The sequence below is a fragment of the Sphingomonas sp. DMC8 genome, assembly GCF_056314185.1.
In genome coordinates this window covers 135218-148680 of sequence record NZ_JBQUYV010000009.1, presented here as the reverse complement: position 1 = coordinate 148680, position 13463 = coordinate 135218, and the positions used below count along the sequence as shown (strand labels likewise).

The 13463-nt window shown below is 65.0% G+C and carries 11 protein-coding genes and 1 pseudogene; 6 read left to right on the top strand and 6 right to left on the bottom strand.

What is annotated here, in order from left to right:
• Positions 1–123, top strand: a pseudogene (locus tag ACT53K_RS17510) (IS30 family transposase); the annotation flags it as partial.
• Between the two features lie 593 nt (positions 124–716).
• On the opposite strand, the gene ACT53K_RS17505 reads toward ACT53K_RS17510, so the two are convergent.
• The gene (locus tag ACT53K_RS17505; RefSeq protein WP_476230005.1) at positions 717–1472 is read right to left on the bottom strand and encodes a maleate cis-trans isomerase family protein; all 756 of its coding nucleotides are present in this window, start codon (positions 1470–1472) and stop codon (positions 717–719) included.
• A 29-nt stretch (positions 1473–1501) separates the two neighbouring features.
• Positions 1502–2512: a carbon-nitrogen hydrolase family protein gene (locus ACT53K_RS17500; RefSeq protein WP_476230003.1), complete on the bottom strand. Its 1011-nt coding sequence runs from the start codon at positions 2510–2512 to the stop codon at positions 1502–1504.
• 101 nt (positions 2513–2613) lie between these two features.
• Between ACT53K_RS17500 and ACT53K_RS17495 the strand changes: the two genes are divergently transcribed.
• Together ACT53K_RS17495 and ACT53K_RS17490 are read left to right on the top strand one after the other, a co-directional pair.
• Positions 2614–3741, top strand: a complete 1128-nt coding sequence (locus ACT53K_RS17495; protein WP_476230001.1) for a cupin domain-containing protein — start codon at positions 2614–2616, stop codon at positions 3739–3741.
• Between the two features lie 27 nt (positions 3742–3768).
• Entirely contained in the window at positions 3769–4680 is a 912-nt protein-coding gene (locus tag ACT53K_RS17490; protein WP_476229999.1) for a fumarylacetoacetate hydrolase family protein, read from the top strand.
• 100 nt (positions 4681–4780) lie between these two features.
• Here the strand turns inward: ACT53K_RS17490 and ACT53K_RS17485 are convergent, their stop codons facing one another.
• The 4 genes from ACT53K_RS17485 to ACT53K_RS17470 form a co-directional block, all read right to left on the bottom strand.
• Entirely contained in the window at positions 4781–5188 is a 408-nt protein-coding gene (locus tag ACT53K_RS17485) for an acyl-CoA thioesterase (protein WP_476229998.1), read from the bottom strand.
• Entirely contained in the window at positions 5185–5679 is a 495-nt protein-coding gene (locus ACT53K_RS17480; protein ID WP_476229997.1) for a MarR family winged helix-turn-helix transcriptional regulator, read from the bottom strand. The genes ACT53K_RS17485 and ACT53K_RS17480 overlap by 4 nt, the downstream gene beginning before the upstream one ends.
• 18 nt (positions 5680–5697) lie before the next feature.
• Complete coding sequence (locus tag ACT53K_RS17475) at positions 5698–7992, bottom strand: bifunctional salicylyl-CoA 5-hydroxylase/oxidoreductase (protein ID WP_476229996.1); 2295 nt, start codon at positions 7990–7992, stop codon at positions 5698–5700.
• Between the two features lie 220 nt (positions 7993–8212).
• Positions 8213–10276, bottom strand: a complete 2064-nt coding sequence (locus tag ACT53K_RS17470) for a TonB-dependent receptor (RefSeq protein WP_476229995.1) — start codon at positions 10274–10276, stop codon at positions 8213–8215.
• Between the two features lie 416 nt (positions 10277–10692).
• On the opposite strand from ACT53K_RS17470, the gene ACT53K_RS17465 reads away from it, so the two are divergent.
• From ACT53K_RS17465 to ACT53K_RS17455, 3 genes are all read left to right on the top strand, one after another.
• Complete coding sequence (locus ACT53K_RS17465) at positions 10693–11091, top strand: DUF6152 family protein (RefSeq protein ID WP_476229994.1); 399 nt, start codon at positions 10693–10695, stop codon at positions 11089–11091.
• A gap of 113 nt (positions 11092–11204) precedes the next feature.
• Positions 11205–12065, top strand: a complete 861-nt coding sequence (locus ACT53K_RS17460) for a hypothetical protein (protein ID WP_476229993.1) — start codon at positions 11205–11207, stop codon at positions 12063–12065.
• Between the two features lie 32 nt (positions 12066–12097).
• A complete protein-coding gene (locus ACT53K_RS17455) occupies positions 12098–13408 on the top strand; it encodes a DUF4185 domain-containing protein (RefSeq protein WP_476229992.1) in 1311 nt (436 codons plus the stop codon).
• Positions 13409–13463 lie beyond the last annotated feature (55 nt).

The following is a 13463-nucleotide window of genomic DNA, read 5'->3' as shown; positions in this document are numbered from 1 at the left end:
ATCGCCGCCAGATACAACAACACGCCCCGCAAATGCCTCGACTTCAGAACACCCGCCGAGGCATGGGCGCAACATCCCTTGCACTTCGAATGTGAGTCCACATCACCCAGTGGCAGTGGATGACGGCAACCTCCTCTCCCGCGCGTTACCCCTTCTGACACGATAGAGCTGGCAAGTCTTCAGACCGCCTCCAGCTCCCTTCTGCAGATCCTCGGGATCGATAATAATCGGACCTACCAAAATCGAAACTAGGGCTGGGACGGGAAGATGGCGGCAATGCGGTCCTAGCGCGTGGTGAGGCGTCGGCAGTCCTGGCGGCAAGAGTAGATACAGGCCGTCGCCGTCCGACACCTTGAACGGGCGATCGCGGGGCTTCAGCGCACGGATTTTCGACGACGGTTAGCATGGTGGGCCACGACTCCTGCGGGGTTCGTGGTCCGCCGATTCGTGGCCCGTTTTTCGCGGGGCTTGGCGAAACAAGGCGAGAGACCCCGCCAACCGCGATTGCACGCCAATCTGGCGCGGACGGCTCACCACCCCGCGCGGCAGGCGTTGCGGCGATCCGTCGTCCAGATACTCCTCCAGCTCGAAACCGGCAGCCGGTTGCGCACCGAAATTCAGCCGCTTATCGCTGCGGCTGGATGTGACGATCGAGGATCCGGAATATTTGAACAAGCCATACAGGATCCGGTGGGAATACAAGCACGACGCTTTCGTCAGTAGCCGCCGCCGAGCAGCGCTCCGGCATTGGGCACGCGCCGCTCCAGCCCCAGGCGATGGAGCATCTGGTGGGTGGTGCAAACCGCCGCCGATACCACCGGAATGCCGATCGCATCTTCCAGCCGCTGGATGATTGGCAGCGACGGCATCTGCACACAGGCCGATGCGACGAACGCATCGATGCCGGTCCGATCGACGCTCTTGTAGATTTCCAGCAGCCGCTCCGGATCGTGCCGCCCGACTTCCAGATTGTCGGGAATTTCCAGGGCAGTGAAATCGTGCACCGTGATCCCCTCATTCTCGATATAGTCGACGACCAGCTGGGTCAGCGGCTTCATATAGGGACAGATCACCGAAATCTTCTTCGCGCCCAAGCGCTTTAGGCCATCGACCAGCGCACCCGCGCTCGTCACCACCGGCGCAGCGGCGTTGTTCTCCACCGTGCGGGCATGGAGCCGTTGCTCGGACTCGCGGTGATAGCCCGGCCCCATGCTCATGATCGCGACTAGACAGGCATAGCCCAGCACATCGACCCGCGCATCGGAGAGCTCGATGGCGCAGCGGTCGCTGTCGCGGTCCATCGCTTCCAGCTCTTCCTTGACTACCTTCTTCATCCGCATCCGGCTGGAATGGAAGGTGAAGCGCTCCGGCAACACGCTCTCCCGGGCGCGCAGCATCGCGGGAATTTCCGTTTCCATGGTCGTGTTCGATGACGGCACGATCTGGCCGATGCGATAGCTGCGAGCAGTCATGTTCATCCTCTCGGGACTGGTTCTGGAGATCAGGATTGGGCGTCGTCGGCCGGCTCGGGCTCGATCGAGGGCAGCGGCGCCGTCTCAATCCGGACGGGCTGTTGCGGCACGGCGTTCACGCGAAGATCGAACACGTCGAAACGGTTATAATGGCCGATGATGTCGTGCATCTGCTTGGGCTGGATGCAGCGAGACAAGTCGATATCGGCATAGACGATGCCTTCCTCGTCGATCAGCGGTGCACCGACAGTTCGCCCATCGGGGCCCAGAATGCCGGAAAAGGCGCTGTTCTTGCGTTCGAGCCGCGAACGAGCGTCGTGGACGAGCGTTTCCATCGCGGTGATGATCTCTTCTGAAACGGTCGAGCACGAAACGATGGTGAACAGTTTGCCCTCGAAGCTGTGCGCCGCCGCGCGGACCTTGATCGCCTCGGCCATGTCGTAATCGGGGGGCGCCACCGGCAGGGCAATGTAGCTGGCGACATGCACGAGCTCGCCTTGCGCGAGAAGACTGAACCGCGCGAGCGTGTTGGTGTTCTCGCCGCATGCGAGCCCGCCGAGCGGCCCGATCGCGGTGTTATAGACCTTCAGCGTCGATCCGTCGCCATGGGCCCAGGTCATCTTCTCCGCCCAGGTAGGCACCAGCTTACGATGCTTGCCGAGGACCGTGCCGTCGGGACCGATGAACACCAAGGTGTTGTAGAGTGTGCCGACCGACACGGGGCTGCGCTCGTTCACCCCAACGACGACATGCACCCCCACCTCGCGCGCGGCGGTGCAGATCCGGTCAATCTCCGGCCCCGGCATCAGGATCGAGGCGCGGACCAGCTTCTCGAACCACGGGCTGCCCGCCACCGGATCGGTGATCCAGCTCCAATAGGGGTAGCCGGCGACGAACACCTCGGGAAAAGCGACCAGTTCGGCACCGTTCGCAGCCGCCTCGCGGATCAGGCTTACGACCTTGTCCACTGTCGCCGCGGCATCGAGGAACACGGGCGCGGCCTGCACGGCGGCCGCCTTGAAGCGGGGGAGGTTCAGCATGGCGATATCCTTGCAGATGCGCGCTTTCCCCTAGCCCGATTGACAACCGCTGACAATATATTTTAAGCCTGAACTAATTGCAGGGGGCGAGGAGAACGGGCATGGCGACGGAAAGCTACGACGCGTACCGCGAGGATGTCGCCGGCCGCGCGAATGTCCGCGACACGGCGGAACTGGTTGATTTTTATCACGATCTCGAACGGCAGCATGCCGGGGCGCTCTGGACGGTCGCCAACAAGATCGAACCGTGGGAGCCCAAGTCCGATTCCGTGCCTGTGGTGTGGCAATATGACCGCCTTCGTAGCCATGTTCTGCGGGCGCTCGAACTGGTCAGTCCCGAAAAGGCGGGGCGTCGCGTCGTCTACCTCGCCAATCCCGGTCGGCGCGATGTTTCGGCAGCCGTGGGCTGGCTTTATACCGGCTTGCAGGTGATGGGACCGGGAGAACTCGCCTCCGCCCATCGCCACTCTGCATCAGCGCTACGCTTCATCATGGAGGGCGCGGGCGCGTTCACCAATGTCGACGGCCACAAGGTGACGCTGGGCCGCAACGACTTCGTCCTGACGCCGAACGGCACCTGGCACGAACATGGCGTGTCGGAGGATGGCACGGTGTGCATCTGGCAGGACGGGCTCGACATCCCGCTGATGAACGCGCTGGAAGCCAATTTCTACGAGGTCCATCCGGACCTGAACCAGGCAGTGGGCTACCCGGTAGATGATTCCGCCGCGACCTGGGGCAACGCCGCGCTTCTCCCTGCCGGCGAAAGCTGGTCGAAGCGCTATTCCCCGCTGCTGAAATATGCGTGGGAGCCGACCTACGAGGCGCTGCTCCGCTATGCGCGCGCTAGCGACGGCTCGCCGTTCGACGGCATCCACATGAACTATGTGAACCCGTTCGATGGGGGACCGCCCATGTCGACCATGGGTGCGTCGATCCAGTTGCTGCGCCCCGGCGAGCATACCAAGGCCCATCGCGAGGTGGGCAGCTTCGTTTACCAGTGCGCCAAGGGCGCCGGCCACTCGATCATCGGCGGCAAACGCTTCGACTGGAAGGAGCGTGACATCTTCGTCGTGCCCTCCTGGATGTGGCACGAACATGTCAACGGATCCGCCAGCGAGGATGCCTGCCTGTTCTCGTTCCACGATCTGCCAGCGATGCGGGCGCTCAATCTCTACCGGGCGGAAGCCTATGCCGACAATGGCGGTCACCAGCCGGTCCTGTCCTGATCGCCCTTCCCTCTTGAAAGGAATTCCATGCGTCTTGTCACGTATCGCGCCCATGTCGAAGCCGAAGGCCGTCTGGGCGTCCTCGTCGACGGACTCGTCGTAGACGTCGAGAAGCTCGGCGCGCGCACGGGCGTGCCGCTGCCCTCGCGCATGCTCGACTTCATCGATCTGGGCCCGGTTGCCGTCGCCGAGCTGAAGCTGCTGCTCGAAGAAGCCAAGGGTCGCTGGCCGGTCGATGGCGCGCGCCCGCTGGCGAACGTCAAGCTGCTCGCGCCGATTCCGCGGCCGCGCAAGAACGTCTTCGGCATCGGCCTCAATTATATCGACCATGTGGCGGAAAGCGCGGCGGCGCTCGATACCTCGCCCGACCTGCCCAAGAAGCCGGTGATCTTCTCCAAGCCGCCGACCAGCGTGATCGCGCCAGGTGAGCCGATCGTCCATCGCGCCGAAATCACGCAGCAGCTCGACTGGGAGATCGAACTCGGCGCGATCATCGGCACGACCGCAAAGGGCGTGACCCGTCCGGACGCGCTCAAGCATGTCTTCGGCTATACCACGCTGATCGACATGAGCGCGCGCGACTGCCGCCGGGGCGGCCAGTGGATCTACTCCAAGGGGCAGGACAGCTATTGCCCGATGGGTCCGTGCATCGTCACGGCAGACGAAATCCCCGATCCGCAGACGCTCGAGCTGTGGCTGACCGTCAACGGGGTCGAAAAGCAACGCAACAACACCAGCCACATGCTGTTCAAGGTGGATGAACTGATCGCCGATATCAGCCAGGCCATCACCCTGGAGCCCGGCGACATCATCGCCACCGGCACGCCCGAAGGCGTGGGCGCCGGACGTTCGCCGCAGGAATGGGTTTGGCCCGGCGACGTGATCGAAGGTGAAGTCATCGGCATCGGCAAGCTCCGCCACCCTGTCGTGGCGGGGTAACCACGCCTCTCAAGCCTCGCGCGCATCGCCCTCGACCCCGGACGGATCGGGGGCGTCTCGCCTTCGGTCGGACCCTATCGATTGCGGGAACGCCGCGGCGTCAGGCCGCGGCACCGATCGCCATGGGACGCATGTCCGCCGGCCATTCGACCGCGCGGCTCTCCTTCAGGTCCATGCACACCAGCACCACCGACGCGCGGAAGCGAAGCTCCCCGCCGCACTCGACCTGGATTGAGACATGGGCCGAGCTGCGACCGACCCGCACCGGCGTGATCAGGAAATCGAGCAGGTCGCCCAACCGGCTCGGGGCGACGAAATCCGTTTCCAGCCGGACCGTCGGCACGCCCACGCCGCGCTCGCCATGCATCTCGGCGAAACTGACGCCGACGACATAGGCGAAATAGTCCTCCATCGCGGCGTTCAGCATTTCGAAATAGCGGGGGTAGAACACGATGCCCGCGTGATCGATATGCGCAAATCGAACCTGCTGCGTCGAACGGAACGTCATTCGCTATCCTCTCCCTCAGATCCCAGCGACTGCTTGAGGATCGCCAGCAGATCGTAGAGCGCGACCAGCTTGTCTTCGGCCACGCCCTCGAACATCGATCGGATCCACCCGTGATGCGCGGCGGCCAACTCCCCGAAATGCAGGCGCCCCTGCGGCGTCAGCGCCACGATCGAGCGACGGCGGTCTTCCGGCGCGGGGTCGTTCCGGACCAGCCCGTCGGACACCAGCTGCCGCACCACCGCGGTGACGTTGCCGTTCGACACCAGCAGCGATCGGGACAGTTCGCCCATGGTGATCCCCTCGCGATGTCGCTCCAGCGCCGCCAGCACGTCGAAGCGCGGCAGGGTGGTATCGAACTGCTCGATGAAGCGGCGCCGCAGCCGCTTCTCGATCGTCATCGAACAACTCAGGAGTCGCAGCAGAACCTTGATGTCCATCTGCCCGGCAAGCGCTCCGTCATGCTTCTCGCGAATATGGTCCATCAACAGCATCAATCTCCATGAGCGCCGTCACGCAGTCTCCGACTGGCGTTGCAACGTCCGCATAAGCTGCGCTTGCCCCAGAGCATAGACCGGCAGCACCTGCAGTTGGTGCCCCGCGGCAGCCGCGGCGTGGAGAGTCCAGTTGGGATTCGCGAGGTGCGGCCGTCCCAAGGCCACGAGATCGGCCCGCCCGGCCGCCAGGATGCTGTTGACGTGATCCGCCTCAAAGATGTTGCCGACCGCCATGGTCGGGCAGTCCAGCTCGTTGCGGATGCGGTCGGAGAAGGGCGTTTGGAACATCCGGCCATAGACCGGCCGCGCATGGGGGGCGGTCTCGCCTGCCGACACGTCGATCAGGTCCGCGCCCGCTTCGCGCAGCGCCGCCGCGATCTCCACGGCCTCGGCCGGGGTGACGCCCGCCTCGCCCGCCCAGTCATTGGCGGAAATGCGCACTGCGAGCGGCCGCGCCTCCCCCCAGGCGGCCCGCACCGCGCGCACCACCTCCAGCGGGAAGCGCAGCCGGTTTTCCAGGCTGCCGCCATAGTCGTCGGTGCGCGCGTTCAGCAGCGGGGTGATGAACGAGGACAGCAGGAAGCCATGCCCCGCCTGTATTTCGATCATGTCGAATCCCGCCTCGGCCACGCGGCCGGCGGCGGCGACGAAATCGTCACGCACCTTGTCCATGTCGGCACGCGTCATCGCGGCGGGCCGCTGGCTTTCGGCGCGATAGGGCTTGTCCGACGCGGCGAGCAGCGGCCAGCCGCCTTCGGGAAGCGGGCGATCGGCCTGAAGCGATCCGGGCAAGGTCGCGCCGCGCGGGCCGGCATGGCCAAGCTGGACGCACAGCTTGGCCATGCCTTGCGCATGGGCGAAATCGGTGATCCGCCGCCATGCCTTTACCTGCGCATCGTTCCAAAGGCCCGGACACGCCGGCGTGATTCGCCCTTCGGGCGCGACGGCGGTCATCTCGGTCACGATCAGCCCGGCGCCGCCCAGCGCGCGGGCGCCGTAATGGACGAGATGGAAATCGCCCGGCACGCCGTCCGGCCCGGTGGCATAGGTGAGGACCGGGGACACGACGATACGGTTGGGCAGCGTCAGATCGCACAGGCGATAAGGCGCGAACATCGGTGGCACCGCCGCCTCGCCCCCTGCCCGCGCCGCGAACCATTGCTCGATCCCCCGCAGCCATTCGGGATCGCGCAGGCGCAGATTCTCGTGGCTCACCCGCTGCGACCGGGTGAGCAGCGAGTAGGCGAACTGCTTGGGATCGAAATCGAGATAGCGGTCGAGCGTTTCGAACCATTCGGTCGAGTTGCGCGCCGAATTCTGGATCTTCAGCACCTCGAGATGCCGCTCGTCACGATATTCGGCAAGGGCGGCGGCCATGCCCGCCCGATCCTTGGCGACATGCGGCCGGCTCATCACCTCGGCGAGCTTGATCGCATCCTCGAGCGCCAGCTTCGTCCCCGAACCAATCGAGAAATGGGCGGTGTGCGCGGCATCGCCCAGCAGCACGACATTGTCGAACGACCATCTGCCGCACAGGATGCGACGGAAATTGATCCACGCCGCCGAGCCGCGCAGATGCGCCGCGTTGGTCAGCAGCGGCTCGCCGTTCAGGTGGCGGGCGAAGATGCGCTCGCAGGCGGCGATCGCATCGGCCTGCTCCATCGTGTCGAAGCCCAGACCGCGCCACGTCGCCTCCGAACATTCGACGATGAAGGTGGAGCGCGTCTCGTCGAAGCGATAGGCGTGCGCCCAGATCCAACCTGCCTCGGTCTTCTCGAACAGGAACGCGAACGCTTCGAACAGGCGCGGCGTGCCGAGCCAGATGAACTTGTTGGCGCGCACGTCGATGTCGACGTCAAACTTTTCCTCATAGGCGGTGCGGATGCGACTGTTGACGCCGTCCGCGGCGACGATCAGGTCGTACTCGGCCCATTTCGACAGGTCAGCGTCGAAGTCCGTCTCGAACGCCAGCCGCACGCCCAGTTCGCGGGCGCGGTCCTGCAGGATGTTGAGCAGCCGCTTGCGCCCGATGCCAATGAAGCCGTGCCCGCCGGAGCGCTCGACATGGTCGCCCACGACCACCTCGATATCGTCCCAATGCGCGAATTCCGCTTCGACCGCGGCGGCGCTCACCGGATCGTTGGCGCGCAGGTTGGTAAGGGTCTGGTCCGAAAACACCACGCCCCAGCCGAAGGTGTCCCCGGCTTTGTTGCGCTCCACGACCAGCACCTCGTGCGAGGGATCGCGCAGCTTCATCGAGATCGCGAAATACAGCCCGGCAGGTCCGCCGCCCAGACACACGACGCGCATCGGCACCTCCTCTATTTGTTTTAAGCCTAAAATATAAGGCGTCGGTGCACAAGGGGGTTCGGGGGATCAGAAATTGAGCGCACGATAGCGGCGATCGGGCGCGCTCAACAGGCTGCGGAAGTCCTGGGCAGCGTGCGATCACGACCGCGCGCGCCGCCGGCCCGACATGCGTGCGGGCCAGGTTCGCATCGCATCGGGCCAACGCCGCTCCGCCACCCGCTCAGAATTCTACCTTCACGCCCGCCCGCAGCGTGCGCGGCTCCACCACGCGGCTCAGGCGCCCCTGCGCCGGCGACGCCATCACCGCCGGGACGAAATATTTGTAATAATAGGCGATGTCCTTGTCGCCGCTATCGAACAGGTTGAGCAGTTCGGCATAGACCTGCACCCGTCCCGGCTTCCAGGCGGCGCGCAGGTTGACGACGCTGCTGCCCTTGTCGCGCACGCTGTTATCGTCGAGCAGCGGATAGGGGCCGAGATGGCGCAGGCGGATGCTGGCATCGAACCGGCGGGAAACGGCGGAAACGCCAATCTGCGCGGCATTCTCGAAAGCGTTGGGAATATAGGCGCCGTTCGCATAGCGCGCGTGGCTGGCGGTATAGTTCGCATCGATCGCCAGCCAGTACCAGGGCCGCCAGAAGCCGACCAGTTCATAGCCATGACGGCGCGATGCCCCGGTCGGCTCCACCGTGTTCGAATCCCCCACGAAGCGCAGTTCGCTACGCAGGTCGAGCCACCAATAGGTGGCGGTCAGGCTGAAATGCGGCCGCTGGAACCGCGCGCCCACTTCCTTGCCGCTGCCGCGCGACAGCACGGGCACCCGCGCCTCGGAAACCGCCCCGCGCACATCGTTCGAATGGAAGCCGCGGCCCCAGTTGCCATAGACCTCCAGGAAGGGAGCGACTTCATAGGCGATGCCGGCCTTGGGCGAGAGGATCGCCTGATCGCCGCTACCCTGGCCCAGCGCCTGGGCGGGTGCGTCGCGGGCATGTACATCATAGGCATAGTAATCCCCGCGCAGCCCCCCGCTTAGGCGCAGACCGCGCATCGGCTTCCAGATCAGCTCGCCATAGCCCGCCGCCGATGCTTCCCGAACCCGATAGGCGCCCAAGCTCGCCACGAACCTGCGAACATCAGTGCGATAGACGCCGACATTGGCAATGTCGTCGAAGCGGTTTTCGGTACCGGCGACGACGTGCAACGTATCTTCGAGTTGCCACGTCTTTTCTCCCTTCAGTCCGAAGATCCAGCGTTTGTCGAACTGGAAGATCTGCGCGCTCTGGGCGTAATCCGGTGCGTTGGGGTCGAGCTTGGCGAAGGTCGGGTTGGAGTACATCGACCAGTCATAATATTGGCCATAGGCATTCAGGCGGTAGCTGTCCCCCTGCAACCGGACATTGCCGACAAAGCGCGTCGTCTGCCCGCGTGCGCTGGGATCGGGCGCGCAATAGCGATCGGGGCAGATCGACGTCCCGATGATCGCCTCGGGGATCTGCTCCGTAGGCCGCCAGGTGCCGCGATAGCCGTGCAGCGTCACCTCCAGCGCGCCAAGGCCGGTCGGCACCGCATATTTGGCGAAGCCGGAAAGATGGCGCAGATGCTCGGGCAGCCGCCAGGGTCCGTCATACTGCTTGCCCTGGCCGACCAGCGTCAGTTCCCCCGCGCCCAGCTTCATCGAGCCGCCGGCCGCGAGCCGCCGCCAGCCATAGCTGCCGCCTTCGACCGCAATCCAGGGCCGGTCGTAGCGCGCGATCGTCTGCATATAGGCGGCACCGGCCATTGCGAAGTCGCCGCCATCGGCGCGGTACGGCCCCTTGCGATAATCCTCCCGCGCGACGATTTCCGGGATCAGCCCGTTCAGATCGAGATAGCCCTGACCATGGCCATGGGTGCGCAGGTTCATCTGCACATCGTCGATATAGGTTGTGAAATCGCTGCCGTGATCGAGGTTGAAGCCCCGCAGGAAATACTGGTTCGCCTTGCCGCTGCCGGAATGCTGCGCCGCGATCATGCCAGGCACCGCCTCCAGCAGTTCAGCGACGCGCAGCAGCGGGCGGATCAGCAGGTCCGATCCCGCCACCGTGCCCTCGCTCGCCGCCTGCGCGGTGCCGATCTTCGCCTCGCCGCGCCCGAAGACGATCACATCGGCATCGCTTGTCGGCTGCGGGTCGGGCGCTGGCCGGGGTGCGGGCGGGGGCGTTGTCTGGGCATGGGCGACGCTCCCGAAAGAAGCGCCGGTAACAATAAGGTACAGCGCTGAAACGGCGAATCGGCGATGCGGCATGGCGGAAACCTGTTCTGAAGGAAGGAGGGCGCGGCCCGATGCTCGGCACCCGGTAAGCGTCGCGGTCGAGGCGATCGTCCCAACTCCGAACCTTTCGCACGCCAATCGATGCCGCAAGTGGCGAACGGTTCAAGCCTCTTGCGTAACCGCAACGCGGCGCGCTGAAACACTGCTGCGGGAGCCAATGCGGGGGAATCAGGCCCTCGCCCGCCGGCGCTACGGCCAGCCGGCGCATCCGTCCCGATGCCTTCTAGCCGCGCTATGTAACGGTTTCGCAACTGTAATCGCCTTCACGAACGGGCCGAAGCCCCGCACATGTCAGCGAAAGGCTTTCCTCCTGGCACTGCACTCGCCGGCGGCGGAAAGCGACCGCGCGGCGCGACGTGCCATCAGCAAATACACAAGGAGTGGAGTGGATGAGGAAGCGTGGAAACCTACCGATTCTGGCAGCAGTGGCAACGTTCGGCATCGGCCTGGTCGCGCTGGGCGCGGCGAGTTCGCCAGCACTGGCGCACCATTCCTTCGCGATGTTCGATCAGACCAAGATCCTGAACGCGAAGGGCACGATCAGCGAATTTCACTGGACCAACCCGCATTCCTTCGTCGTGTTGGAAGTGAAGAATGGTGGCACGAGCACCCGTTTCACGCTCGAATGCAACAGCACCAACATGATGACCCGGGCCGGCTGGAAGGTGAACACGGTGAAGCCGGGCGATGTGGTGGGCATCACCTATTATCCGCTGCGCAACGGCAAGCCGGGCGGGATGCTCAAGACCGTGACGCTGCCCGACGGCAAAACACTGAGCGCCTGGTGATCGATGGCGGGGGCATGGCCCTCGCCCCCTGCGGACGCGCCACGCCACGGGAGGCCGCACCCTCTCCCGTTGCGCGATACGGCTGCGCCGCCATTCCGATGAGGAGAAGATGCATGAAGCTCGCCAGAACGCCCGGCTGGGCGCTGATCGGCCTTGCCGCCCTGCCGCTGGGCACCGCGCACGCCCAGACCGGCACCACGCCCAACGCTCCAGCCGCGGCGGAACCCAACATCAGCGGCACCTGGGAACTCTATCCCGATCCTTTCGCCGGAGACGCGAATACCTTCATCGAACTTCCCGTTCCTGAAGGCGGCCCCAAGCTGAAGGAGCCCTATGCCAGCCAGTGGAAGGCCAAGCGCGCCGAGCGCGATGCCAAGCTGAAGGCCGGCACGCCCCTGGTCGACCCCAGCACCCAATGCGCGCCGGAGGGGATGCCGATGATCATGGGCGCGATCTTCCCGCTGCAGATCCTGCAGACGCCCGGCCAAGTGACGGTTTTGGCAGAGTTCCTCACCCAGACCCGCCGCATCAAGTTCAACAAGCCGATGCCGCCCTTCGAGGAAGTCTCGCCCTCTTATTACGGCTATTCGGTCGGCAAATGGCAAGGCGACACGCTGGTCGTCACCACGCGCGGCGTGCGCGAGGACACCGAGTTCTTCGAAATTCCGCACAGCAAGCAGATGGAAATCACCGAACGGATCCGGCTGACCGCACCGGGGATGCTGGAGGACAAGATCACCATCACCGATCCGGTGATGCTCGCGGAGCCCTATACCTTCACTTATGGCTACAAGCGGAACGACGAATATGAGATCGTCGAATATATCTGCGACAGGGTCGATCCGCTGTTCAAGGTGAACGCAGACGGCACCGTTTCGATGAAGACAGAGGCCGAGAAGCCCGACACGGCCGCCGCTGCGCCAAAACCGAACGAAAAGCCCGCGCCTGCAAAGAAGCAGCCGGGCAAGCACTGATCCCACCCCACCCTCCGGACAGGAATGGCAAGATGCCCAGCCGTCGCGATCTTCTGCAATGTGCAGCCCTCGCGGCGGCGAGCATTGCCATGCCCGCCCGCCCTCCTGCGATCGCTGCGCCTCGCCGCATGCTCGGAATCGTCGCGCGCGACGACCAGCTTCTGCGTCTGGGCGGGATCGGCGATGGCTACAAGGCCACCGTAGCCGCCAATGGCGTCCAATATGTCGGCGTGAACGATGGCCCCGGCTGGGCGCAGCCGGCGAAGACATTCTATGTCAGCCGGCTCTGGACGATCGCGGGGGAACCCACGGCACCGCAATTCCGCGAGCTATCCGGCTATCCCCTGCTCGATCGCGCCGCCCGGGCCGAGGATGCGCCCTCCTATTACGGCCATGGCCTGGTCGCGATCGGCAACCATCTCTATCAATTTCTCAGCACGCTCGATCGCGCCGCCGATCGCCCGCGCCACTGGACCGGCACCAAGCTGATCCATTCACCCGATGGCGGCCGCCGCTGGTACAATCAGGATGGCTCCGCGCCCGTGCGCTGGGAGGACTGGCGCGAACAGTCCCGCGCGCGCCTAGCCTTTTTCGAGGAGCCGGACGGCTGTTTCTCGCTGCTGTCGATCGTTCAGATGGGGCCCGGCTATGCGGCCAATCGCGACGGCTTCGTCTATCTCTACAGCGTCAACGGCAGTGTGGACGGGCGGATGAACGAACTGGTGCTCGCCCGCGTGCCGACGACGCGTCTGCTCGATCGCAGCGCCTATCGCTTCTTCGCCGGGCACCGGCGGGGCGGCAGTGCCGAATGGAGCCCCGCCATCGCCGACCGGGCGGTGGTCCATCGCTTCCCGCGCGGATGGGTCAACCGGGCAAACCTGTTTCCGGGCGACCTCGTGATCGAATCCTGGTTGCCCAGCGTGGTCTTTAACCAGGCACTTGGCCTGTACATGATGACGAGCGCCGGCATCGGCTGCGCGCCCGACGGCACCGAATTCGGCAAGCCCAGCTATTTCGGCTTCTGGGTAAGCGCTACGCCCTGGGGGCCCTGGCGGCAGGTGCATGAAGACACTGCCTGGACGCCGGGCGGTGACGCCGAGGCGCGCGCCTATGCGCCGCAGATTGCGCCGGGCTGGATCGCACCGGATGGGCGCTCGCTATGGATCCTCTGGGCGGACCTGAACGGCATTCGCGCCTTCGGACGCGACGAGGCGCTGATGCAGGCCGCGCTGGGGCAGGCCGCGACTCCGCAGGCCAGGACCGCCGTCGAGGTCGACTTCATCCACCGCTACATGCCGCGCTTCGCCTGCAACGCCCAGCGGATCGATCTCGCCTTCGGCTGACGCCAGTAGGCAGTCGCCGACCGCCGCAGAAGACCGCGCCGGACTCTCGGCCCGG

What these genes read in the sequence shown, in the direction of transcription:
- ACT53K_RS17480 (WP_476229997.1), bottom strand. Translation starts at nt 5,679, where the DNA reads ATGCTGTTGATGGACCATATTCGCGAGAAGCATGACGGAGCGCTTGCC.
- ACT53K_RS17470 (WP_476229995.1), bottom strand. Translation starts at nt 10,276, where the DNA reads ATGCCGCATCGCCGATTCGCCGTTTCAGCGCTGTACCTTATTGTTACC.
- ACT53K_RS17505 (WP_476230005.1), bottom strand. Translation starts at nt 1,472, where the DNA reads ATGACTGCTCGCAGCTATCGCATCGGCCAGATCGTGCCGTCATCGAAC.
- ACT53K_RS17455 (WP_476229992.1), top strand. Translation starts at nt 12,098, where the DNA reads ATGCCCAGCCGTCGCGATCTTCTGCAATGTGCAGCCCTCGCGGCGGCG.
- ACT53K_RS17465 (WP_476229994.1), top strand. Translation starts at nt 10,693, where the DNA reads ATGAGGAAGCGTGGAAACCTACCGATTCTGGCAGCAGTGGCAACGTTC.
- ACT53K_RS17485 (WP_476229998.1), bottom strand. Translation starts at nt 5,188, where the DNA reads ATGACGTTCCGTTCGACGCAGCAGGTTCGATTTGCGCATATCGATCAC.
- ACT53K_RS17490 (WP_476229999.1), top strand. Translation starts at nt 3,769, where the DNA reads ATGCGTCTTGTCACGTATCGCGCCCATGTCGAAGCCGAAGGCCGTCTG.
- ACT53K_RS17460 (WP_476229993.1), top strand. Translation starts at nt 11,205, where the DNA reads ATGAAGCTCGCCAGAACGCCCGGCTGGGCGCTGATCGGCCTTGCCGCC.
- ACT53K_RS17475 (WP_476229996.1), bottom strand. Translation starts at nt 7,992, where the DNA reads ATGCGCGTCGTGTGTCTGGGCGGCGGACCTGCCGGGCTGTATTTCGCG.
- ACT53K_RS17495 (WP_476230001.1), top strand. Translation starts at nt 2,614, where the DNA reads ATGGCGACGGAAAGCTACGACGCGTACCGCGAGGATGTCGCCGGCCGC.
- ACT53K_RS17500 (WP_476230003.1), bottom strand. Translation starts at nt 2,512, where the DNA reads ATGCTGAACCTCCCCCGCTTCAAGGCGGCCGCCGTGCAGGCCGCGCCC.